Origin of the sequence: Pedobacter sp. Leaf194, from assembly GCF_001423945.1 — a bacterium.
In the GTDB taxonomy this organism is placed as follows: Bacteria; Bacteroidota; Bacteroidia; order Sphingobacteriales; family Sphingobacteriaceae; genus Pedobacter.
Genome location: NZ_LMPU01000001.1, coordinates 700,789 through 724,539, shown reverse-complemented (window position 1 = coordinate 724,539; position 23,751 = coordinate 700,789). Strand labels below are relative to the sequence as shown.

General features: G+C 38.8%; 18 protein-coding genes. 5 read left to right on the top strand and 13 right to left on the bottom strand.

Annotation, left to right across the window (positions count from 1 at the left end; translation table 11 throughout):
- Position 1 precedes the first annotated feature (1 nt).
- The 4 genes from nrfD to ASG14_RS03315 all read right to left on the bottom strand — a co-directional run bounded on the left by nrfD (position 2) and on the right by ASG14_RS03315 (position 7,120).
- Positions 2–1,474: an NrfD/PsrC family molybdoenzyme membrane anchor subunit gene (gene nrfD, locus ASG14_RS03330; RefSeq protein ID WP_056869620.1), complete on the bottom strand. Its 1,473-nt coding sequence runs from the start codon at positions 1,472–1,474 to the stop codon at positions 2–4.
- Between the two features lie 26 nt (positions 1,475–1,500).
- Positions 1,501–4,536 (bottom strand): TAT-variant-translocated molybdopterin oxidoreductase, encoded by a 3,036-nt coding sequence (locus ASG14_RS03325; RefSeq protein WP_056869619.1) that lies wholly within the window; start codon positions 4,534–4,536, stop codon positions 1,501–1,503.
- A gap of 48 nt (positions 4,537–4,584) precedes the next feature.
- Positions 4,585–5,886 (bottom strand): c-type cytochrome, encoded by a 1,302-nt coding sequence (locus tag ASG14_RS03320; protein ID WP_056869618.1) that lies wholly within the window; start codon positions 5,884–5,886, stop codon positions 4,585–4,587.
- A gap of 253 nt (positions 5,887–6,139) precedes the next feature.
- Positions 6,140–7,120, bottom strand: coding sequence for a deoxyhypusine synthase family protein (locus ASG14_RS03315; protein WP_056869617.1), 981 nt, complete (start codon positions 7,118–7,120; stop codon positions 6,140–6,142).
- A gap of 138 nt (positions 7,121–7,258) precedes the next feature.
- Between ASG14_RS03315 and ASG14_RS03310 the strand changes: the two genes are divergently transcribed.
- Entirely contained in the window at positions 7,259–8,389 is a 1,131-nt protein-coding gene (locus tag ASG14_RS03310) for a hypothetical protein (protein ID WP_056869616.1), read from the top strand.
- Between the two features lie 7 nt (positions 8,390–8,396).
- Here ASG14_RS03310 and ASG14_RS03305 read toward each other — a convergent pair whose 3' ends face one another.
- The 5 genes from ASG14_RS03305 to ASG14_RS03285 form a co-directional block, all read right to left on the bottom strand.
- Complete coding sequence (locus tag ASG14_RS03305; RefSeq protein ID WP_056869615.1) at positions 8,397–10,772, bottom strand: TonB-dependent receptor; 2,376 nt, start codon at positions 10,770–10,772, stop codon at positions 8,397–8,399.
- Between the two features lie 77 nt (positions 10,773–10,849).
- The gene (locus tag ASG14_RS03300; protein WP_056869614.1) at positions 10,850–12,517 is read right to left on the bottom strand and encodes an N-acetylmuramoyl-L-alanine amidase; all 1,668 of its coding nucleotides are present in this window, start codon (positions 12,515–12,517) and stop codon (positions 10,850–10,852) included.
- Entirely contained in the window at positions 12,514–12,882 is a 369-nt protein-coding gene (locus ASG14_RS03295) for a BlaI/MecI/CopY family transcriptional regulator (RefSeq protein ID WP_056869613.1), read from the bottom strand. Before ASG14_RS03295 ends, ASG14_RS03300 begins: the two co-directional genes overlap by 4 nt.
- 115 nt (positions 12,883–12,997) lie before the next feature.
- Complete coding sequence (locus tag ASG14_RS03290; protein WP_056869612.1) at positions 12,998–13,654, bottom strand: DUF1345 domain-containing protein; 657 nt, start codon at positions 13,652–13,654, stop codon at positions 12,998–13,000.
- On the bottom strand, positions 13,654–14,442 hold the full coding sequence (locus tag ASG14_RS03285; RefSeq protein WP_056869611.1) for an O-methyltransferase: 789 nt from the start codon (positions 14,440–14,442) through the stop codon (positions 13,654–13,656). Before ASG14_RS03285 ends, ASG14_RS03290 begins: the two co-directional genes overlap by 1 nt.
- Positions 14,443–14,487: 45 nt before the next feature.
- Here ASG14_RS03285 and ASG14_RS03280 point away from each other — a divergent pair, with 45 nt between their 5' ends.
- Both ASG14_RS03280 and ASG14_RS03275 read left to right on the top strand, forming a co-directional pair.
- Positions 14,488–15,363 carry a transglutaminase-like domain-containing protein gene (locus ASG14_RS03280; protein ID WP_056869610.1) on the top strand — a complete coding sequence of 292 codons (876 nt, stop codon included), beginning with the start codon at positions 14,488–14,490 and terminating at the stop codon, positions 15,361–15,363.
- Between the two features lie 3 nt (positions 15,364–15,366).
- Positions 15,367–16,491 carry a glycoside hydrolase family 18 protein gene (locus ASG14_RS03275; RefSeq protein WP_082491318.1) on the top strand — a complete coding sequence of 375 codons (1,125 nt, stop codon included), beginning with the start codon at positions 15,367–15,369 and terminating at the stop codon, positions 16,489–16,491.
- Positions 16,492–16,497: 6 nt separating this feature from the next.
- On the opposite strand, the gene ASG14_RS03270 is transcribed toward ASG14_RS03275, so the two are convergent.
- From ASG14_RS03270 to ASG14_RS03255, 4 genes are all read right to left on the bottom strand, one after another.
- On the bottom strand, positions 16,498–17,376 hold the full coding sequence (locus ASG14_RS03270; protein WP_235528499.1) for an alpha/beta hydrolase: 879 nt from the start codon (positions 17,374–17,376) through the stop codon (positions 16,498–16,500).
- 46 nt (positions 17,377–17,422) lie between these two features.
- Positions 17,423–18,497, bottom strand: a protein-coding gene (gene prfB, locus ASG14_RS03265; protein ID WP_157274816.1) for a peptide chain release factor 2 whose coding sequence is annotated in 2 segments (ribosomal slippage) — positions 17,423–18,436 and positions 18,438–18,497 — 1,074 coding nt in all. Because the reading frame shifts where the segments join, the coding sequence is not laid out codon by codon here.
- A 74-nt stretch (positions 18,498–18,571) separates the two neighbouring features.
- Positions 18,572–19,876, bottom strand: a complete 1,305-nt coding sequence (locus ASG14_RS03260) for an amidohydrolase (RefSeq protein WP_056869608.1) — start codon at positions 19,874–19,876, stop codon at positions 18,572–18,574.
- A gap of 63 nt (positions 19,877–19,939) precedes the next feature.
- Entirely contained in the window at positions 19,940–20,452 is a 513-nt protein-coding gene (locus ASG14_RS03255) for a hypothetical protein (protein WP_056869607.1), read from the bottom strand.
- Positions 20,453–20,609: 157 nt separating this feature from the next.
- Between ASG14_RS03255 and pgi the strand changes: the two genes are divergently transcribed.
- A complete protein-coding gene (gene pgi, locus ASG14_RS03250) occupies positions 20,610–22,256 on the top strand; it encodes a glucose-6-phosphate isomerase (RefSeq protein ID WP_056869606.1) in 1,647 nt (548 codons plus the stop codon).
- 163 nt (positions 22,257–22,419) lie between these two features.
- Positions 22,420–23,733, top strand: coding sequence for a pitrilysin family protein (locus ASG14_RS03245; RefSeq protein WP_056869605.1), 1,314 nt, complete (start codon positions 22,420–22,422; stop codon positions 23,731–23,733).
- Positions 23,734–23,751 lie beyond the last annotated feature (18 nt).

The window sequence follows — 23,751 nt, the reverse complement described above, 5'->3', positions numbered from 1 at the left end:
GTTATATTTTTGCGTATTCTTCTTGTTTAACACTATCAAATTTCTCTAAAGATTCTATGTATTCAGCTACATACTCTTTATTCTCATGTCCTTCTTTAATCTGTTTTAGCTTCGCTTGCTCACTCGCAGATTTTAACAATAATTTAACCTCTGCTATCGCGATGGATGGCAATACTCTTAAGAATAATAAGAATAAAGTAAAGAACAATCCGATTGAACCTACGAATACACTTACATCAACCCAGGTAGGATAAAACATTGCCCAACTTGATGGAATATAATCGCGGTGTAATGAAGTAACAATAATTACGAAACGTTCAAACCACATACCTACGTTTACAACAATTGATAAAATCCAGGTCGCTTTAATGCTTAAACGAATCTTTTTGAACCACAATAGCTGTGGTGAGATAACATTACAGGTCATCATCATCCAGTAAGACCACCAGTAAGGACCAGTTGATCTGTTGATGAAGGCATATTGCTCATATTCCGATCCTGAATACCATGCAATGAAGAACTCTGTTAAATAAGCTACACCAACAATTGACCCAGTTAGGATGATGATTTTATTCATCGATTCGATGTGGAACATGGTGATGTAGTTTTCCAAACCTAAAACCTTACGCGCAACCAATAATAAAGTTAATACCATCGCGAAGCCTGAGAAAATAGCACCGGCAACGAAGTAAGGAGGGAAAATAGTTGTGTGCCATCCCGGAATTACTGAAGTCGCAAAGTCCATCGATACAATTGTGTGTACCGAAAGTACCAGTGGCGTAGAAATACCTGCTAAGATTAATGATACGGCTTCGAAACGCTGCCAGGTTTTAACACTTCCACTCCATCCGAAAGAGAAGATAGAATAGATTTTTCTGCGTGTTCCAACTGCACGGTCGCGAATGGTTGCAATATCTGGCAATAAACCTGTGTACCAGAATAATAATGATACTGAGAAGTAAGTTGAGATTGCAAACATATCCCAAACCAATGGTGAGTTAAAGTTTACCCAAAGTGAACCAAACTGATTTGGTAAAGGTAAAACCCAGTATGCTAACCATGGGCGGCCCATGTGCGATACAACATATGTTGCTGCACAGATAACCGCAAAGATTGTCATTGCCTCTGCCGAACGGTTAATTGAGTTACGCCAGTTTTGACGGAAGAGTAAAAGTACCGCAGAAATAAGTGTACCTGCGTGACCAATACCAACCCACCATACGAAACCGGTGATATCCCATGCCCATCCAACTGTTTTATTTAAACCCCAAGATCCGATACCGTTCCAGAAGGTATAGCTTACTGCTACAACCCAAAGTAAGGCACCTAAAGAGGCAAAGATGAAACCAATCCACCAGGCTTTATTTGGCTTATTTTCTACCGGGCCTAAAATATCATCCGTAATTTTTGCATACGTGATGTTATCGCCGGTAATTAATGGTTCTCTAAGTATTGATTCGTTATGTCCTGACATAATTTGTATTTTCTTTATACTAAAGCTTACGCTTGTACTGTTGTATCTGTATTTCTAATTTTTGTCATATATCCGATACCCGGTTTCACGTTAATTTCCTCTAATACGTAGTATATACGCTCAGAACGTAAAGCTTTTGAAACCTCAGAATTAGGATCATTTGCATCACCAAAGATGATTGCATTTGCTGCACAAGCTTCCTGACAAGCCATTTTAATATCTCCGTCTTTTAACGGACGTTTCTCAATTTTAGCTTTCAATTTACCGCCTTGTATACGTTGGATACACATAGAGCATTTCTCCATAACACCACGTGAACGTGTAGTTACGTCAGGATTTAAAACCAATTGAGTAAACTCGTTATTTAAATAGTTATCGAAACGAGAATCGTTCCAGTAATTAAACCAGTTGAAGCGACGAACTTTATATGGGCAGTTATTTGCACAGTAACGGGTACCTACACAACGGTTATAAGCCATGTGGTTTAAACCATCAGATGAGTGTACTGTTGCCAATACCGGACAAACTGTTTCGCATGGTGCGTGGTCGCAGTGCTGACATAACATTGGCTGGTGAACAACAGAAACATGATCTAAATCTTCCAACTTAGCAATTTCTTTTTCTCTTGTTACATCACCTGTTGGTGTTTCGTAGCTATAATAACGGTCGATACGAATCCAGTGCATTTCACGACGACGGCGAACCTCATCACGACCTACAACAGGAATGTTGTTTTCTACGTTACAGGCAACAACACACGAACCGCAACCCGTACAAGCGTTTAAGTCTATGGCCATAACCCAGCTATTGCCCGGCTGCTCCCATTTATCCCAAAGGTCATAATTTTTATGGCCCTCTTCGCTTTTACCTGTACCCGCTGCAGGGTTTTTTAAATATTCTTTAAATGTAGCCTCGCGGATTACATTACGTCCTTCAAATGAATGGTGAGTTTGTGTTTGTGCCAGTTCGTAATAACCACCTGTAGGGGTAATTGTAACGTTGCTGGCGTATTGCATTGTTCCATTTACAAAAGAAATGAAAGGGAAAGCATTTTTACCTACACCATTACCCGCTTTACCAACTTTCTCACGACCGTAACCCAAAGCGATTGAAGCTGTACCTTGCGCTTGTCCTGGTTGGATAAGTACTGGTAAGTCTATCGAATATCCATTGCCGCCTTTTACAGTTACAACATCAAATTCTTTAACTTTTAATTTTTCAGCAAATTTCGGGGCTAAAGCAACATAGTTATCCCAGGTAACTTTCGACACCGGATCAGGCAATTCCTGTAAGAATGCATTATTTGCATTTTTACCATCACGCATCGGTATGTTTTCGTACACCTGAAGTTCTACCTGGTCGCCACCTTTTGCCAGCGATTTACTGCTGTTTAAAACTGATGAAGCGACTGCTGCTAAAGACAAAGAGAATGAATATGCTGCAGCTGGCTTAGCAGTAACTGTTACAACACCTTTTTCTAAAACATCATTCCATTTTAAGCCAAGTGCAGGCAACATTTTAGTTTCCCAATTGTTGCGAACAAATTGGTAATAGTCTTTAACAGGAGCATCTGCCCAGGTTAATAAACTTTCTTCTGCCTGACGGCTGTTGAAAACCGGATTAATGGTTGGCTGTACGATTGAGTAATATCCTTCGTAAGCGTTTGCATCACCCCATGATTCTAAATAGTTATGGTTAATTGCAATTGCATCACAAAGTGAAGCCGTTTCATCTGCTCTATCTGCAAATGAAATTTTTGCAGGAACTTTTGCCAATGCATCAGTAAACGCTTTCGAATTCATGAAATCGTAAACCGGATTGCTGTTTAAGAATAGAACAGCACCAACTTCTCCACGACCCATTTCAGCTACGAAGCCACTAAACTCAGCATCGTTTCCAGCGTATAAATAGCAAGGATTATCTAAATCGATAGTTGTACCATAGCTACCAAGAGCAGCGTTTATGGCATTTACCAAAATTTGAGTAGAAACATCATTAGAACCACAAACAACGAGCGATTTGCCTTTTGCCTGCACCAGTTCTTTAGCGGCTAATTTAATTACTTTATCAGCTGTGCTGTTGTTAGGCAAAGTTCCGCCCGGTAGAGATTGACCGGTTATTGCATTATATAAAGCAATTAAAGCAGGACCTTCTTCCGACAATTTAACCGGAACACGGGTATCTGCATTAGTACCTGTTAAGCTCATGCCACTTTCAAACTGAATGTGGCGACTCATTTTCTTATTTTCTAACGATTTATAGTTACGATTTGCAGTGTATTGAGCGGTGAATGTTTCCCCGCTAATCCAGGTACCTAAGAAATCGGCACCAAAACTCACAATTAAATCTGCTTTATCGAAATTATATTTAGGCAAAACCGCTTTACCAAAACTATTCTGATTGGCTTGAATAATACCTGTGTAAGAAACAGCATCATACTGAATTAATTTTGCTGCAGGATATTTTGTTATAAACTGCGCAATTACAGCGTTGGTGGATGGACTGTTTACTGTTGAAGCAACAACACGAATTTTCTTTCCACCAGCCTGTGCTTTAGCCAACTCTCCTTTAACAAAGCTGTCTATTTTTGCCCAGGTAGTTTCTTGATTTTTAAGAACAGGTGCTTTTAATTTAGATACATCGTATAAATCTAACACTGAAGCCTGCGCTCTTGCGTCTGTACCCCAATTGAATTCACCTGCATTAGGATTTGTCTCAATTTTGATAGGACGACCTTCTCTTGTTTTAACTAGAATACTCTGGCCGTTAAAGCTCGAAGTATAATAGTTAGGAATACCAGGTGTAACCTCTTCAGGTTTTACCAGGTAAGGAATAGATTTATGAACAGGCGCACTTTGACATGCTGCTAAAGTTACTGCACCTAAACCAAAACCTAACGCTTTTAAAAAGTCGCGGCGTGGGGTAACAGTGCTTAACCCTGCTTCATTTAAAACATCTTCTATTGGAAGTGGCTCGGCGAATTCGTTTTTGTTATTTTTAACAAAATCGGGTGTATTGTTATACTCCTCTAAGCCTTTCCAGTATTTTTTATTGCTTTCCATTTAAGCTATATTACTGTTTATCGAACGTTCTTACTAAAACTCTTACTATTAATAGTGGCATTTACCACACTCTAAACCACCCAATAAAGCCGGTGTGATTTTTTCTCCCTTTTTAATTTTTTCGTGCGCTTCGATTACCTTAGCGTAGAAAGCATTGTTTTTCTGCCCTGAAATATCTGTTTCTTTATGGCAGTTGATACACCATTTCATGGTAAGTGGAGAATATTGATAAATTTCTTCCATGGTGTTAACCGGACCATGACATGCAAAACATACTGGCTCTGTAGGCTGTAAACCTTTCGCTTTACGAATTGCATCTTCTGCAACAACTACGTGTTGAGAGTGATTGAAGTAAGCAAAATCCGGAAGGTTGTGAACACGAACCCACTCCATTGGTTTTTCTTTACTCTTATCGTATTTCTGCGTTTCAGGGTCGTAACCTAAAGCATTGTAAATCTTCTTGATTTCAGGAGAAATTTCACCTTCATAATTGTCTCTTGCCTGTACCGCTTTATGGCAGTTCATACAAACATTTAACGAAGGAATTGTAGCATTTTTAGATTTAAACGCACCGTTGTGGCAATACTGACAATCGATTTGATTGATACCAGCGTGCAACTCGTGAGAGAATTTAATTGGCTGCACTGGTTGGTAACCTGTATGAACACCAGTGTTCCACATGCCCATCCAGCCCCATGAACCTAAAGCGATGATTAAACACAAAATAAAGAACATCACAAATTTTTTGTTCTTGAACATTTTGCGAACACCAACCTTTAAAGGCACATCTTCTTCAATCTCGATACCTTGCTTTTGTAAAATTAAGCGTTCTAACAACTTAGAAGCACGACCTAATATTACTAATACTACGATAGCAATAGCTACAATTGCAACAATACCTGCAATTGATAAACCTGAAGTTCCTTCACTTTTAGCAGCTTCGGATGATGCAACAGTTGCATCACCTTTTGGTTTCGGCTCACCTTCTTTGATGTATGCTAAAATGCTTTTTACTTTCGCTTCATCCAATTCAGGAAAAGAAGTCATCGCAATTTTACCATTCTCATTGAAAAGCTTTACCGCAGCAGGGTCTCCCGAAGCAATTAAAGCCTGCGAATTTGGAATCCATTTTAAAAGGAACGATTCCGGGTGACGATCGCTTACGCCAGTTAAGGCAGGGCCAACCATTTTAGCATCTAACGCGTGACATGCGGTACATTTTGCCTTGAAAAGCGTTCTTCCTTCTGCAGCATCTTGCGCACTAACGGTAGAAACCGCTATAACGGAAATAGCTGAAAACACGAATAACGATTTCCAAACGCTTTTTAAAATCATCGAGATATCTCTCATAATGAACACTTTATACTTATTTAATTTACTTTTAGTTGTGAAATTGATGCCTGAGATGAAATACTCCCACCAAAACTTGAACAAAAGTATAACTTATTAATAAATCCCATGACATAATACTGACTTGAAATACAATTTATAATCATTCTAAACAAATGCGATTTCAAGCCAATCAGCTAATAAAAAAGCCCATTTTCGAAGTTTTTCTCCAATGGGCATTAAAAGAACTGTTTGGTTTTATAAAAATTTCTAATTATTGTTTTAATATCCAGGCAAACATTAAAGGCGCTACAATAGTTGCATCACTTTCTACAATAAATTTAGGCGTATGGATGTCTAATTTGCCCCAGGTAATTTTTTCGTTTGGAACTGCTCCTGAATATGAGCCGTAAGAGGTAGTGGAATCTGAAATCTGGCAGAAATAACTCCAGAACGGTATGTTTTCCATTTCCATATCCTGATAAAGCATTGGAACCACGCAAATTGGAAAATCGCCGGCTATACCACCACCAATTTGAAAGAAACCTATTCCTTTACCATCGCTGTTTGCAATATACCAATCGGCCAGCCAACCCATATATTCGATACCACTTTTCATTGTAGTTGCTTGCAATTCCTTTTTCATAACATAAGAAGCAAAAATGTTTCCCATTGTTGAATCTTCCCATCCCGGAACAACAATTGGTAAATTCTTTTCTGCCGCAGCCAGCATCCATGAATTTTTGGGATCGATTTCATAGTACTGCTCTAAATCGCCGCTTAAAAGCATTTTGTACATAAATTCATGTGGAAAATATCTTTCACCAGCCTCATCAGCATCTTTCCATATTTTATGGATGTGTTTTTGCAAACGACGGAAAGCTTCCTCTTCAGGAATACAAGTATCGGTAACGCGGTTGTAATGGTTTTCTAATAAATCCCACTCATCCTGCGGACTTAAATCTCTGTAATTTGGCACACGTTTATAATGTGAATGTGCAACCAGGTTCATTATATCTTCTTCAAGGTTGGCGCCGGTACATGAAATTATGGCTACCTTATCCTGACGAATCATTTCTGCAAGCGAAATACCCAATTCGGCCGTACTCATTGCCCCAGCCAAAGTAATCATCATTTTCCCGCCTTCATCCAAATGTGTTTCATAGCCTTTAGCTGCATCCATCATTGCCGCAGCATTAAAATGGAGGTAATTACGCTCCATAAACTGAGAAATTGGTCCTCTTGTATTGCTCATCTTGTTTTGTCTTATTTGGCGCAAAAATAGGCAAACAATCTCCAAATAGCAATAAACAGTTTACACTTATCGGTTTACATTTCAAAATCACATAATTTACACAGCCAAGGTTTGGTGTAATTTTCTTTTCTTTGCGCCATGAAAAAACTGGGACTAATACTTTCTCTATTTGCAATTTCGTTTTCAGGTTTTGCTCAAATGAAGCTGATCAAAAAGATGCTTTCGAATGAAAAAGACACCACACGAAAAGCAAGTTTTTTACCTATCCCCTCTTTCGGCTACTCACAGGAAACCGGACTGGAATTTGGAGTCGGTGCGATCTACTCCTATTATTCAGATAGGAAAGACACAATTACCAGAAGCTCCAACTTTTCAGTAAATGCTACATATTCAACAAAAAAAACATATAACATTGCGTTAAAAGGTGATGCCTGGTCGCCAGGTAACAAATATCATTTTATCGGGGATGTTCGTTTTAAAAAAATGCCATTTAACTTCTATGGAATAGGAAACAATGCCCAAAAAGCTGATGAGGACAAGCTGGTGATGAACCAGGTTAAGGCACTTTTTGATGCGGAACAGAGTTTTCTTAAAAACGCTTACACTGGTGTTTCATTAGGTTTTGAAAACTATAAATTTACCGATCAAACCCCGGGTGGAATTTTTACCAGCAACCCAAATATTTTCGATAAAGATGGCGGCTCTGTAGTGTATGTGGGCGTGAGTCAGAGTTACGATACCAGAAATTCAAATAACTATCCTTCTAAAGGTTTTTTTGGCCGTGTTACCTATCAATTTGCACCGCACTTTTTTGATGCCGAAAGTTTCACCGGAAGTCAGGTTAAAGTTGATATTCGAAACTTTTGGCCAATCGCTAAAAAACTTGTACTCGGTGTACAGGGAATTTATTATACCATACAAGGCTCAAATACGCCTTTCTATTTATTGCAGCAAATGGGTAACGACCAGATTATGCGGGGCTATTATGGCGGGCGCTATCGCGATGAAAACCTGATTGCCTCGCAGCTGGAATTAAGATATCGATTTATGAACAGATTCGGAATCGTTGCATTTGCCGGGGCAGGTAAAGTTTTTAATAACGACAATGCCAACCTAAAAAGCTTAAAACCCAATTTTGGTTTCGGCGGAAGGTATTTCTTCGATACAGCTAAAGGCCTGAGCGTGCGTGTTGATTACGGTGCAGGCGAAAAGCTTGCGAATGAAAAACGGCAAAGCGGCTTTTACATCAGTTTAGCAGAAGCTTTTTAACAAATAACTAATTGCTCCGCTTACGTTCTTCCTCGTTTCCTGTTTTTCTATCTGATTGTTTTATTTTTTCATTCCCAAAATTAAAACGAATGCTGATACGAAGCTGGCGACTATCGTAATAGTTATTGTAAGCTTGCGGAATGTTATTTACAACACTGGTGAATTGATATTTATTTGATTTGAAGACATCAGAAACGTTTAATGCAAACTGAAGTTTTTTATTTAACAGCAAAGTTTTAAGACCCAAATCGAGGTTATACTGGCTTCTATTTTTATTCAATCCATCAACGGACGGAAACTGATACCAAAAACTGAGGTCGCCTAAAATTGTTTTAGATTGATTTAATACAAATTGATTAACAGTGGAAAAATATGCTCCAAAACCCTTTAAATTACTGAGGGTTTGAGGCAAGGTCGATTTCGAGACATTATAAAAAACATCGATTTGATTTATGCTTTCCAGCCACTTTTGCCTATTATAAACAAAGGAGTTGCCGAGCTGATAACTGCTTCCCGTTACAAAATTTAGTGGTTTAGTAACCTGGATATTTGTATTTCCATCAACAAAGTTGACGTCATTATATCCATTGGTTAACCTCCCGAAAGATAAAGTTGTTGTGAAAATGCTTTTATAGGTGTGTGCAACTTCAATGTTGTTATTATAGGAAGGCTGCAAGAAAGGATTTCCTTCAGTGTAAGCATATTGATTGCTATACCAACGAAATGGATTTAGCTTTTTATAAGCCGGCCGGTTAATCCTCCGACCATAATTTGCGGAGAACAAACTATTTCCATTGGCCTTGTAAGTAATAAATAGTGTTGGAAACAGCTGGAAATATTTAGTCTTGGTAATTTGGTTAATCGATAGGCCATTTATCTGGGAATATTCACCTCTCAAGCCAGCCTGAAAATCAATCTTTTTAAATTTTCTGCTCAGATTTACATATCCCGCCTGCGTACTTTCCCGATAAATAAAGTTATTTAGCTGACTTTGATCCGGTTGATAAAGCCCGTTTTGCTTTATAAAGAAAGCAAGGTTGCTGTTACTCTGAATAAAACTAAGTTTGGCGCCGAACGAGAAATTATAGACTTTCGACGGCATATCAACATCAGCTTTCAACGTGTATAAATTTATATGCTGGGCACTTTCTGATAAATATTCTGCATAAGAAAGTGGAATAACTTCCCCGTTTTGCTTGTAACTTGTGTTATTGAAAAACCTGCTTTTATCATCCATATATTTAAACCAGTCGGCCGTAAATGTAAGCCGCTTACCCGCCGAATCTAAAGCTTGTTTAAGGTAGAAGTTTGCCGCATGAAAGTGCGATTTTATGCTGGCGTTTGCATCTGAGTTCAGGATTGAATCGATAAGTCCGGATTTGTTTAAAACATTGGTTTTAATATTTTCCTCAGACCGAAAGTTCGTCAAACTGCCATTATAAGATGCCCCAAGGATGGTTTTTTGAGAAAGTTCATAATCCAGGCCGATTTGGCCGCCTGGCACAGTTCTAAAATTCCTGTCTCTGTTAACCGTGTTCCAGGTTTGGTTTTCATAAAAAATGCTGCTCTTTTCTAGCGGAACTAATGATCCTTTCCTAATGTTGAAGTTTGTGTACAACGAGATTTTATCTTTTTTGAAACTGAGATTACCACCAGCAGCACCAGTCGCATAAGTTGCCTTCGAAAACGTCGAATTTACAGCGCCACGAAAGCCTTCGGGCATGTTCTTTTTTAGTACAATGTTGATCAGTCCGTTATTGCCTTGTGCATCATAATTTGAGGGAGGATTCGTAATTACCTCAATTTTAGAAATGTTATCGGAAGAAATCGATTTCAAGTAATTTGACAAATCATCATCCATTAATTGAATCAGCTTGTCATTAACCATAACATTTACACTACTTTTTCCTACCAACGAAAGTCTGTCATTTAACACCCGTACCCCAGGCACTTTTGCGAGCAATTCCAAGGCATCCGTCCCGATTGCTGCCGTGCTGTTTTCGGCATTAAAAACAATCCTGTCGACTTTTTTTTCGATGAGTAGTTTCTTAAAATTAACATCTACCTCTCTCAACTGTTTTGTAAAATCCTCCAGGCTTATGCGGATCGTGGTGTCGCCTTTTAACAAAACCGGGAGCTCTTTTGGTTTAAAATTTAGAGATGAAAAATGAACTTTATAGGTTCCTGCCTGTAGGTTTTTGAAAAAAAAGTAGCCTAAAGTATCGCTTTGCGTTACGCTACGAAATTTAAGTGTATTTGAAACTGATATAGTTACTCCCGAAACAGCCCTTCCGCTTTGCGAGATAGTTCCATGAATTTTAAATTGAGCATTTAAAGTTGAGGTAATGCAAATTAGAATTGCAACTGATAAAAATCTGAGCATTTCAATCGAATTGGATTAAGGCACATAGTTTGGCACTTACTTTCAAAAGGTAGCCTAGTAATTCCATGATCAAAATTTTATGATTTTGTGAAGGCCGTAAATCCGTCTAATACCAGGTTACATATTTGCCTTAAGTTTTTCTCATCGCTAAAATATGCAAGGCTTTTTTCGCTGCTAATGTTTCCTAATTCTATAACAATTGCAGGAACTTTCGATTCTCTCAACAACAGCAGACTTGCATCCTTTAATGAATCGCGTACGGACAGTCCATCGAATTGCCTTAAACTTTTTAAAACATTAAAACCGAATTTTTCTGCATCCTTAATGTTTGGGTTTTGCTTAGATACAATAACTTCTAACCCTTCGAAAGGCACATGCATATTCGGTTTTGGCGTAGAATTGTGGTGTATGGAAATGAAAGCAGTAGCACCTTCATCCGGCAAACGCTCTCTCAATGGAATCATCTTATCACGCTCACGGGTGAGGATAACTTTTATATTTCGCTTAGTCGCTTCTTCTTTCAAAATTTGCGCCGCACGTAAATTAAGGTCCTTTTCGGCAATGCCAGATGCACTTTTTGAAGCCCCATCCCTGCCGCCGTGTCCGGCATCAACAACTAAAACCAATTCCCTGCCTGTAGCTAAATGGTTAATTTCAGAAGTAACTATTTTATGTTTTGGAGCATCTTCTAAAGAAAGGTTGCGGACTGGAAAAATCGAGCCCAGTAAAGTTTGTTTTTTGCTGGAAATTGTATCAGTGGCAACAGGCTTTTTATCGGCATCCGTAGCATGCTTTGGCGAAACAACGACTGATTCTTCAACTGCTTTCGGGCGGTAATCAACTTTATTATGCTCAGCAATGAATTTCCTTATTACCACCTCCTTTTTATTTACAAAAGCCAAACAGCAAAAGGAAATAATTGGAATTGTAATTAAATAAGACATCTTTCGGACAGCAGAATCAGGCTTTTTGTACAACATAAAAATTCTGTTCTTTAGGGGAAGCCTGCTAAAAGTATTAATGACTAAATTACCAGCTGGCATGGCGAGCTTTAAAAGTAAAGTTGCATAAGAACCTTTGTCGGTAGTTTTGGTGGTGGCTTCGTCTGCTAAAAACTCGTGGTTATTATCTATTTCCCGTTTCCAGAGGTAAATAACAGGATTCAACCATAAAATACAGCTCGCGAGATTCACAACTAGCTTATCGAAGATATGAATCTGATTAACATGGATTGATTCATGCTTAATAATTAGTGCTTTTGCATGCTCCGAAAGTGATGCATCAACAACTATTTTGTTAAAAAAAGAGCAATTCTTGATTTTGGAATTGGCCGAAACAAATATTATAGAATCGCTTTCGATGATGGTATATTTTTTTAAGCGTTGCCTGATATGCACTATGGTGATAACGCATTTTAGGAGCAAAACAAAGGCAACAAAAACGTAAGCATATGCTCCAATATCAAGCCAATTGAAGTTAAAAATAGTCGAGCCTCCCTGATTCAGTTCACGCTCAACGGAATGATCGGTGCTGTAAACTATTTCGGAATTCAAAACAGGATGATGTACCGCTACTTCTCGCTTTTGCTCGATAGTTAACACCGGAATGAGGAAGCAGATTAGTAAGCCTGATAACAGATAAAGCCTGTTAAGTTTAAAAAAGGTAAGTTTCCCCAGTAAAAATTTATAAGCTGCAAAAAACACCAGCAAACAAACCGAAACCTTCAACAGATAAATTAAAATCATAGTTTGGAATTTTCATTAATGAGTTGTTTGATTTCTTCTATATCTTTTTCACTAAACTTTTCTTCTTTAACCATGAAGGATAAAAGACTGGCAGGCGAACTATCGAAATAGATCGAAAACATTTTGGAGAAAGTTGTTTTGGCGTATTCATCTTTGGAAATTGCAGGGAAATACTCGTAGGTTTTACCGTAAGCTTTATAGTTTAGGTAACCCTTTTTCTCCAGCAAGCGAACAATGGAAGAAATGGTGTTATAAGGTGGTTTAGGCTCTTCATCCAATTCGTCGATAATATCTTTAACAAAAGCCTTTTGCAGTTTCCAAAAAACGTGCATAATGCGCTCTTCTGTTTTGGTAAGTTCTTCCATACCCAAACTTATAACTTATTTTTCAGTTATACAACTATAAGTTACGTTATATAACTGAATAAACCGTTTTTAAATTTAAGTATTTGATAAACAGTAAGATAAGATTATAGAAAAGTTATTTACTTAAGCCGGCCAGTGCATTAATTGTTAACGCAACAATAACGGTATTAAAGATAAAGGAGATTATACTATGTAGCAGAGTAAGCCTTCTAATCCGTCTTGAGGAGATTTCGACATCAGAAACCTGAAAAGTCATTCCGATTACAAAAGAGAAGTAGGCAAAATCTATAAAATCGGGTTCCTCATTTCCCGGAAAATCGAGTCCGCCATTTTTACTGTTGCTATTACCATAAAATAAGTGCGCATAACGCATGGTAAATGTGGTGTGAACCAGCCCCCAGGATAAAAACATCCCGGAAATTGCGGTAACCAAATCAAGTGTTTTAATTTCCTTATCTAACAGCAGAAGAATAACCGCTAGTAAGCCTGCGAAGGTAGATACCACAACTATTGCAAATATTTCTCCTCTGGTTTCATCCTGCATTTTTGCTTTTAAGTGTGTTTGTACTGCAGAGGTATGGTAAAACATATACCAATGAAGGCCAATTAAAGAAACACAAAAAAAATCCCAGCCGAGCATTAAATGGGTTAGCAGAGTGGTGTGAATAAATAATGAACCTAAGTACGCTAAAACGCCGGCAAGAAAACTAAGCAGCAAAACATATAAGGCTGTTAACTTCTGGATTCCGTTTAATTTAGGTTCGATTTTCATTATTGTTTAAATTTAAGTTTGAAGTGTTCTTTTGCCTGGCCTTTTTTAAAATAAACCAATCCGATCCAAAACAAATCTATAGTAACAGTTACATCAGGATGGCTTTTAATTTGCTTCCAGGCTTCCTTCATCCCCTGGCTCCAGTAAATATCATCAAAAATGAGTAAAGAATTTTCGGTAACTTTTGGCAGGCACCATTTAAAATAATTTAAGGTAGCATCTTTTCGGTGGTTGCCATCAATGTAAACAAAATCGAGGGTTGGTTGCCTTGAAATAATATCAGGAAGAATTTCATCGAAATTTCCTACATGCAATTCTATATTATCTGAATCTAGATCTTTGAAGTTTTTTCTGGCTACATTAGCTGTTTCAGGGCAGCCTTCTATGGTAATTATGTGAGCTTCCGGACTAGCTTTTGAAAGGTATGCAGTTGTAATGCCCAAACAGGTACCAAGCTCTATGGCTGTTCTGGGCTTCGTATTTTGTGCTAAACGATAAATAAGCTTAGCCAAACGCGGACTTTTCAGCGCATTTTTAGCAATCTGACTAACTTTCTTTGTTCGGTTCTTGTTTAGCTGAGAGCCCGCTCCCAGGTCGGTGACAGTAATTACAGAATCGTCATTAAAAAGTTTTTTTCGCTGAGCTTCAATATTTTTGTATTCAAATTTGTCGCTAAAATCGTAAATTACCTCGTCTGCTAGCTTGTAAACGAATGGCGAGTGCGTTCCATGTCTGGTTTTAGCAGTTAAACGGTGTTTAAGGTAATCGGTAATAAATTGAATTATCATAACTGTTGCAAAAGTAATTAAACCCCGCAAACGTATGTATGTTTTATGGAAAATAACACAGAGATAAGCGCTTTAGTAAAATTGCTTGATGATCCTGATGAAGAAGTTTATCAGCATGTAGAGCAAAGACTACTTGAATATGGTGGAGAGGTAATTCATTTTCTTGAAAATGCATGGGAGCAGTCTTTTGATGGCCTACTTCAGGAACGTATTGAAAATATTGTTCACCAAATTCAGTTCAAAACCGTTAAGGAAGATCTAAACCTATGGTATTTAAGCGGTGCCTTCGATTTGCTTCAGGGCGCTTTAATCATTAACAGATACCAATACCCTGATTTAGACGAGCAAAAAGTTATCAATCAGCTCGAGGAAATTAAGCGTGAAATCTGGCTGGGTCTTCAATATGAGATGAGTTCGGTAGAGAAAGTGAAACTGATAAACCATGTTTTATACCAACAATTCGGTTTTGGCGGCAACACTAAAAACCATCACGATCCGCAGAATTCTTACTTAAATCAGGTTTTAGAAAGTAAAAAAGGAAACCAGATTTCTCTGGCAATCATATATTCTACGCTGGCTCAAAAACTAGATATGCCAATTTATGGAATCAATTTACCCCAGCATTTCATATTAGGCTTTATTGATGAAAGTAAGCAGGAAGGCACAGAATACGGTGTTTTGTTTTACATAAATGCATTTAACAAAGGCAACATCTTTGGAAAACACGATGTAGATCAGTTTCTGAGACAGCTAAATCTGGAGGCTTTACCAGAATATTACAGGCCTTGCAGTAATACTGACATTATCCGCCGGGTGATTAGAAATTTGATTTCTGCATATGAAAATGCCGGCGCTACGGAAAAAGTCGCCGAACTTAACGAACTTCAAAAAATTATTTCAGAACAAGATACATCCCAATAGCTAATGCCTGAGTCATCATTCCGAACGAACAACTTTTATAGAGTAGCCGCAGTAATCTTGCTTTCTATCTTTTGTGGATTAACTTCAAATGCACAGCAAAAATATAAGCCTAACGTTATTGCCTATTATACCGGCGGCGGAGGCACCCTTATAGATAGTTTTCCGATTGAAAAAATAAGCCATTTAATTTACAGTTTCGGACATCTGAAAGGCGACAGCATGAACATTCATTCTGCTAAAGATTCGGCGTTGATTTTAAAAATGGTCGATTTAAAAAAGCGAAACCCAGATTTAAAAGTGATGATGGCAATGGGTGGCTGGAGTGCATGCGCAAATTGTTCGGAAGTATTTAGCCGGGCCGATGGCCGTAAAACTTTTGCAAAAACAACAAAAGAATTACTCAATTTTTTTAAGGCTGATGGTATTGATATCGATTGGGAATATCCGGCGGTGGCCGGCTTTCCGGGACACCGCTACACCGAAGACGACAAACATAATTTTACCCTGTTAATTAAAGAACTGCGGAAAAAGCTAGGCAAAAAAGCGGACATAAGTTTTGCTGCCGGTGGAACAAAAAACTGTATCGATTCTTGCTTCGAATGGAATGAAATTATGCCATTGGTTGACCGTGTTAACCTGATGACTTATGATTTAGTTAGCGGTTACGCAACAGTAAGCGGTCATCATACACCGCTTTACTCAACTACACAACTGCCACTCTCCGGAGATTATGCAGTTTCAGAGCTAATTAAAATGGGCGTACCTGCTCATAAAATCGCTTTAGGGGCTGCGTTTTATGCAAGGATTTTCGAGAACTCCACCGATGCTAACCAGGGATTATACCAACCAACAAAATTTGTTAATGGTGTATCGTTCAAAAACTTTAGCAAAGAGTTTTCAGTAGATAAAGGCTACAAATATTACTGGGACGAAATTGCAAAAGCGCCATATTATTACAATGCCGAAACCAAAAGGCTTGCAACATTTGATGACCCGAAATCAATTTCACTGAAAACGAAATACGTTATCAATAAAAAACTTAATGGAATTATGTTTTGGGAATTAACAGACGATGCCTATACGGATGGTTTGTTAAGTGTAATTGATAAAACCATTAAGGAGCAATAGTTTCCTCTAGAATTTCTCTTCTTTTAACCAGGCCGAAAGTAAATTAAACCAGTCAACATCTGAAGTCTTATTTACCAGGCCAAAGCCGTGGCCGCCATTTTCGTAAAGATAAATTTCTGAATCGACGCCGTTTTGATGCAACGCCTCGTTTAAAAGAATGCTGTTTGCTACCGGAACAGTTTTATCGTCTTTCGCATGAACCAAAAACACAGGCGAAGTTTTCTTGGTTACATTTTTATTTGCTGAAAAATATTGTTTCAAATTTTCCGGAGGATTGGGCCCGAGCAGGTTTTTCATTGTACCGGTGTGCACAGACTCTTCGAAACTGATTACTGGATAAATCAACGCAGCAAAAGCTGGCTTTAAACTTAATTTTTCCCGATTAGAAATCTTCAAATCGTTATAATGTACCAATAACGTTGATGCTAAGTGGCCGCCCGCAGAAAATCCCATTATCCCAATTTTGTTCGGTTTGATGTTGTATTTTTTCGCGTCTTTTCTTACCAGGTACATGGCCTGCTCAATATCCTGCAACAGGGCATAAGTCTTATCAGTCATTATCTCATCACTGGGCAACCTGTACTTTAAAACAAAAGCCGTTATTCCGATTGCGTTAAAACGTTTTGCAACATCAGTGCCTTCGTGACTAAAAGCCAGCGCAGCATACCCTCCACCCGGACAAATAATCACCGCAGTTCCGTTGGCAATATCTTTTGGTGCTTCAAAAACCGTTAGCGTTGGTATCGAAACCTTTGTGATGCTCAGTGTACCGTTGGCACGAACCTCTGTATTTTCAACGTATGTGGCAGGTGTTGGCTTCGCTCCGTGAACCGAGTCGGCATATAATGGCACAACCTGCTGTGCGTTCGATGAATATGTTGCCATAGAAAGTGCGATTAAGAGAAAAAACGATTTTACCATAAGTATTCAATTAAAATTCCATTAAGTATGCCTTCAAAAATTCGTCAATATCTCCATCAAGTACAGCCTGAGGATTGGATGTTTGGTAGTTTGTACGATGATCCTTAACTCTTCTATCATCTAAAACGTAACTCCTGATTTGCGAGCCCCACTCAATTTTCTTTTTCGAACCTTCGATTGCAGCAATTTCTTCATTACGCTTACGCTGTTCAATTTCATAAAGCTGAGATTTCAGAAGCCTTAAGGCGTTTTCTTTGTTTTGAAGCTGCGACCTTGATTCCTGGTTTTTAATGATTATACCTGACGGTTTGTGGTACAAGCGAACAGCAGTTTCCACTTTGTTTACATTTTGTCCACCGGCACCACCCGCCCTGAATGTTTCAAACTCAACATCAGCAGGATTAATGTAAATCTCGATGGTTTCATCAACCAGCGGGTATACGTAAACAGAAGCAAAAGATGTGTGGCGGCGTGCATTAGAATCAAAAGGAGATATGCGCACCAAACGATGGACACCATTTTCACCTTTCAGATAGCCGTAAGAAAAATCACCGTCAAACTGAAGCGTAACCGATTTAATGCCCGCAATATCACCCTCCTGGCTATCCTGTTCGGTGATTTTGTAGCCATTTTTTTCTCCCCACATCATGTACATACGCATAAGCATGTAGGCCCAGTCGCAACTCTCGGTACCCCCGGCACCTGCGGTAATTTGCATCACTGCAGAAAGCTGATCTTCTTTATTGCGGAGCATATTTTTTAACTCCAAATCTGCAACGGCTTGTTTACTGGTATCGAATTGCTCTTGTAATTCTTCTTCCGAAGCATCTCCAGATTGAAAAAAATCAAACATCACCGCGGCATCTTCTACAGCGTTATGTGTTTTCTCAAAACCATCTGTCCACTTTTTTTTGGAACTTATTTCGGCAAGAATTTTTTCTGCTTTTTTAGGGTCGTCCCAGAAATTGGGAGCCATCGTTAATTTTTCCTCTTCGCGAATAGCGTAAAGTAGCTCATCAACGTCAAAGATGCCTCCTCAGAGATGTTACTCTATCTCTTAAATCCTGTATTTGTTCTTTGGTCATAATGGCAAATGTAGTTAATTAAAAATTTTTTGCCTTTTAATTTATTCGTTTGTCCATTTTTTTTGATGTGCAGTCTACTTTTTTATGGCCATGTAATCCAACGTTAAATTAGCCAACAGCTTTACACCTAAAACAAATCCACTTTCATCCAGGTAAAAATCAGGTGTATGGTGTGATGGCGCTTTCATGGGGTCTTTTCCCTTTGGCATGCCACCCAAAAACACGAATAAACCCGGCACTTTCTCCTGGAAGAAAGAAAAATCTTCGGCACCGGTAACTGGCGGCCTTAACTTTACATGGGCGGCGCCTGCTGTGGCCTGCATGCTCGGTAACATCTTCTCTGTTAAGGCAACATTGTTATAAGTTACCGGATAATGGTTACTGTAAGGAATTTTAACCTCGGCTTTTCCACCCCCAGCCTCTGCGGTTTTTGTCGCAATTGTTTTTATCCGTTCGATAAACATAGCTTCATCTTCCTTACTAAAATTACGAACGGTTCCAAGCATTTCTACTTTTTCGGGGATGATGTTTGAGCGAACACCGCCATTAACGGCACCAATGGTTACCACACCAGGGTTCTCCGTAACATTCAAATTGCGGCTAACTATAGTTTGAAGGTTGTTAATGATTTGGGCAGAAATAACAATCGGGTCTATACTGCTCCACGGATATGCGCCATGCGCCTGCCGGCCTGTAACCGTAATTTTCATATCATTTACGGCTGCCATTGTTCCTCCGGGTTTGTAAGTTACATCGCCTACTTCAGTTTGCGAGTTAATGTGCAAACCGAAAATTACATCCACCTTGGGGCTTTCGAGTACACCTTCCTTAATCATCAAGGCAGCACCACCCTCTTCCCCTGCAGAAACGCCTTCTTCTGCGGGTTGAAAAATGAATTTCACCGTGCCTGAAATATCTTTTTGCATGGAAGCCAGAACCTCTGCCACGCCCATTAGAATTGCAACGTGGCTATCATGTCCGCAGGCATGCATAACCCCAACCTCTTGCCCGTTATATTGTGCCTTAACCTTCGAAGCGAAAGGCACATCAACCCTTTCGGTAACTGGCAAGCCATCCATATCTGCCCTTAACGCTACAACTGGACCAGGTTTACCGCCTTTTAAAATGCCAACTACGCCTGTTTTAGCAACGCCGGTAGTTACCTTAATCCCTAAAGCCGCTAAGTGCTTCGCGATTATACCTGCAGTCCGAATTTCGTTATTCCCTAATTCCGGATGCTCATGAAAGTCGCGACGCCAGGTGATAACTTTTTGTTCGATAGCGTCAGCTTTTTTGGAAACTGCAACATTCAAAACTGATTTTTGAGCAAAAGCACCAGAACAAATCGTTAGCAAAAACAGAATGTAGATTTTTTTCATACAGGGATTAAATTTACTTATTAATAAAAAAGGCTTTATGCGTAACATAAAGCCTTATAAAGTTTAGTTAAACAAGCCTCTCAGCTTATCCATAATGCCACCAGAAGCGGTTGTTCCACCGGCCTGTGCCTGGCCGCCTCCGTTAAACATGCCAATAACATCGCTTACATCAAATTTGCCATCGGCACCGCCAGCTAAACTCCCCAATATGTCTTTTATATTGAAAGCACTATTGTTTGGATCTGCGGTTTTCTGCGTAAGCTTACTTAAGATTGTCGGAATTATTGTGGCAGCCAGTCCTTTTGCAGTCTCCGCATTTATACCTAATCCGGCTAACTTATCGGTAAAACTGCCAGCGGCTTGTTGGGTTACAGCAGAACCTTCAGCATTGCCCGAGTTGAAAATTTCTGCCAAACCGCTAACATTGCCTGAAGTAAGCTGATCTTTCAAGCTATCAAAAATAGAACCCGATGCAGCCTGAATAACGGCTTCGTTGTGTTCATTTGGTACATTGTTATTGTTAACAACGCTCTCCTGTACGTTCTCACGCACTAATTCATTTAAGTTTTCTAACATAATGTTTGTGTTTAATGAATACAAAATAGGATGTATTGAAACACACGGGATATACCTCTAAGTTACTTGTTTAAAATAAATAATGAAATGTAATTTTTGAACATTAAAAAGACTGTTTTAAATATTTGCTTTATTACTTTTACAAAAAGAAAGAATTATGTTACCGAAAATAAACTTTACAGAAACCGCAGCTTATAAGTACCTGGCTGATCATTTCATAGACATCAATCAAAAAAGCATTAAAGATCTTTTTGCTGAGGATGCCAGTCGTTTCGAAAAATTTTCTGTTTTTTTTGAAAACATTTTACTGGATTACAGTAAAAACCGAATTAATGATGAAACTTTGGCTTTGCTGATGCAACTGGCCCGCGAATGCAAATTGGATGAAGCAATAAAGTCCATGTATGCCGGCGATAAAATCAATGAGACTGAAGATCGCTCGGTGTTACACATCGCCTTACGCAACCTAAGCAATACGCCAATTTTGGTTGATGGCAAAGATGTAATGCCGGAAGTTAATGCTGTTTTAGCCAAAATGGAAAAATTCAGCAACAGCATTATCAGCGGAGAATGGAAAGGATATACCGGAAAAGCACTAACAGACATTGTAAACATTGGCATCGGCGGATCCGATTTAGGTCCGGTGATGGTAACTGAGGCGCTAAAACACTATAAAAATCACGTCAATATACATTTCGTTTCAAACATTGACGGAACACATATTGCAGAAACTTTAGCCGCTTTAAATGCAGAAACAACCTTGTTTCTTGTGGCTTCTAAAACATTTACCACACAAGAAACTATGACGAATGCGCATTCTGCACGTTCGTGGTTCTTAGAAAAAGGTGGTAAAGAGAACGATATTGCGAAGCATTTTGCAGCACTTTCAACAAATGCGAAAGATGTATCTGCTTTCGGAATTGATACCGAGAACATGTTTGAGTTTTGGGATTGGGTTGGCGGACGCTATTCCCTTTGGAGCGCAATTGGTCTTTCGATTTCATTAAGTATCGGTTTCGATAACTTTAAGGAGTTATTAGCAGGGGCCCACGCTACCGATAACCATTTCAAAACAGCCGAATTTGAAAGTAATTTGCCCGTTATTTTAGGTTTGCTTGGCGTTTGGTACATCAATTTCTATAACGCAGAAACGCAGGTTATTTTACCTTACGATCAATATATGCATCGCTTTGCAGCCTATTTTCAACAAGGCGATATGGAAAGCAATGGAAAGCATGTAGATAGAAACGGCAATGAAGTTGACTATGAAACAGGCCCGATAATTTGGGGAGAACCAGGTACAAATGGTCAACACGCATTCTATCAGCTAATTCATCAGGGTACCCGAATTATTCCGGCAGATTTTATTGCTCCTGCGCAAAGTTTAAATCCTTTGGGCGAGCATCACCCGATTCTTTTATCGAACTTCTTTGCACAAACTGAAGCTTTAATGAATGGTAAAACACTTGCTGAGGTTTCGGCTGAACTGGAAAAGGATGGCAAATCGGAAGAAGAGATTTCCAAACTTGCTCCTTTCAAAGTTTTTGAAGGCAACAGACCAACGAATTCTATTTTACTGAAAAAAGTTACACCATATACGCTTGGAAGCTTGGTTGCGATGTATGAGCATAAAATATTTGTTCAGGGCGTAATCTGGAATATTTTTAGTTTCGACCAGTGGGGCGTGGAACTGGGTAAGCAACTGGCCAAAAAGATTTTACCAGAATTAGAAGGCGATGGAAAAGTTTCAAGCCATGATAGTTCTACAAATGGTCTCATTAACCAATACAAAAACTGGAGATAGTTAAATCATTTGAAAAAAGCGGGTAATCACTCGCTTTTTTTGTTTGAAATATATATTTTAGCAAACCCCTAGTTGTTTAGTTACAACCAAAACCAAATTAACTTATTATTAAAAAAATTGAAGTCGGTATTTGTTAACTGATTCAAAACAAACAAATTATCTAATGAAAAAAAGAATTATTTTTGCTCTGGCCATTTCCGGTCTGTGCTTGAGTGTGTCTGCTCAAAAAGTGCAGTTTACCGAATTTGATTTAGACAATGGTCTCCATGTTATTCTACACCAGGATAAAACGGCGCCTGTTGTTGCGGTTTCAGTTATGTATCACGTGGGTTCTAAAGATGAAGATACAACGCGTACCGGATTTGCTCACTTTTTTGAGCATTTACTTTTTGAAGGCTCCAAAAACATAAAGAAGGGAGAATTTATGAAGCTGGTTAGCAGTAATGGTGGCCAGAATAACGCAAATACTTCCCAAGATCGTACTTTTTATTACGAAGTTTTTCCCTCAAACCAGTTAGAATTAGGTTTGTGGCTGGAAAGCGAACGCATGCTTCACCCTGTGATAAATGAACAAGGCGTAAAAACACAGAATGAAGTTGTAAAAGAAGAAAAGCGTTTACGAATCGATAATTCTCCTTACGGTAAATTTACCGAGAAAATATTTTCGCACCTTTTCGACGGGCATCCTTACCGCTGGCAGCCGATTGGTTCTCTGGCACATTTAGATGCGGCCAGGCTTGATGAATTTATCGCCTTCAACAAAAAATATTACGTTCCTAATAATGCCGTTTTAACCATTGCCGGCGATATCGACGTGGAGAAAACGAGAGGTTTGGTTAAAGCATATTTCGCAGAAGTTGCGAAAGGAAAAGACGTGGTTAGAAAGGACTATAAGCTACCGGAAATTACAAAAGAAATTATTGATACGGCTTACGATGCAAACATCCAGATTCCGGCAATTTTTGCTGCATACCGCGTACCTGGCATGAAAAGCAGAGAAAGTAAAGTGTTGGGTATGATTAGCTCCATTTTATCAGCCGGCGGCAGTTCTAGGCTTAGCACTAAAATGGTTGATGAAAAGAAAACTGCATTACAAGTTGCGGCTTTCAATTACTCATTGGAAGATTATGGAGCATACATTACCCTTGCCTTACCAAATAAAAACACACCACTTAACGATTTATTGAAAGATATTGATGAAGAAGTTTTACGTCTGCAAACAGAGTTAATCAGCGAAAGCGATTACAAAAAACTTCAAAACCAATTCGAAAACAGTTATGTAAGTGCAAACAGCAGAATGCTTGGTGTTGCAGAAAACCTGGCTAATGGTTACACCTTTCACAATAAGGATACAAACGATATTAACGAAGAGTTGAATGTTATTAAATCGATAACCCGTGAAGAAATCAGGGATGTAGCGAAAAAATACCTCAACAAAAATCAAAGAGTTGTTTTGTACTATTTACCAAAAAAATAACCGCTTTTCATTTTACAA

Bases quoted from the DNA above. Each gene is read 5' to 3' on its own strand.
- nrfD (WP_056869620.1), bottom strand. From the start codon at position 1,474: ATGTCAGGACATAACGAATCAATACTTAGAGAACCATTAATTACCGGC.
- ASG14_RS03325 (WP_056869619.1), bottom strand. From the start codon at position 4,536: ATGGAAAGCAATAAAAAATACTGGAAAGGCTTAGAGGAGTATAACAAT.
- ASG14_RS03320 (WP_056869618.1), bottom strand. From the start codon at position 5,886: ATGAGAGATATCTCGATGATTTTAAAAAGCGTTTGGAAATCGTTATTC.
- ASG14_RS03315 (WP_056869617.1), bottom strand. From the start codon at position 7,120: ATGAGCAATACAAGAGGACCAATTTCTCAGTTTATGGAGCGTAATTAC.
- ASG14_RS03310 (WP_056869616.1), top strand. From the start codon at position 7,259: ATGAAAAAACTGGGACTAATACTTTCTCTATTTGCAATTTCGTTTTCA.
- ASG14_RS03305 (WP_056869615.1), bottom strand. From the start codon at position 10,772: ATGCTCAGATTTTTATCAGTTGCAATTCTAATTTGCATTACCTCAACT.
- ASG14_RS03300 (WP_056869614.1), bottom strand. From the start codon at position 12,517: ATGATTTTAATTTATCTGTTGAAGGTTTCGGTTTGTTTGCTGGTGTTT.
- ASG14_RS03295 (WP_056869613.1), bottom strand. From the start codon at position 12,882: ATGGAAGAACTTACCAAAACAGAAGAGCGCATTATGCACGTTTTTTGG.
- ASG14_RS03290 (WP_056869612.1), bottom strand. From the start codon at position 13,654: ATGAAAATCGAACCTAAATTAAACGGAATCCAGAAGTTAACAGCCTTA.
- ASG14_RS03285 (WP_056869611.1), bottom strand. From the start codon at position 14,442: ATGATAATTCAATTTATTACCGATTACCTTAAACACCGTTTAACTGCT.
- ASG14_RS03280 (WP_056869610.1), top strand. From the start codon at position 14,488: ATGGAAAATAACACAGAGATAAGCGCTTTAGTAAAATTGCTTGATGAT.
- ASG14_RS03275 (WP_082491318.1), top strand. From the start codon at position 15,367: ATGCCTGAGTCATCATTCCGAACGAACAACTTTTATAGAGTAGCCGCA.
- ASG14_RS03270 (WP_235528499.1), bottom strand. From the start codon at position 17,376: ATGGCAACATATTCATCGAACGCACAGCAGGTTGTGCCATTATATGCC.
- ASG14_RS03260 (WP_056869608.1), bottom strand. From the start codon at position 19,876: ATGAAAAAAATCTACATTCTGTTTTTGCTAACGATTTGTTCTGGTGCT.
- ASG14_RS03255 (WP_056869607.1), bottom strand. From the start codon at position 20,452: ATGTTAGAAAACTTAAATGAATTAGTGCGTGAGAACGTACAGGAGAGC.
- pgi (WP_056869606.1), top strand. From the start codon at position 20,610: ATGTTACCGAAAATAAACTTTACAGAAACCGCAGCTTATAAGTACCTG.
- ASG14_RS03245 (WP_056869605.1), top strand. From the start codon at position 22,420: ATGAAAAAAAGAATTATTTTTGCTCTGGCCATTTCCGGTCTGTGCTTG.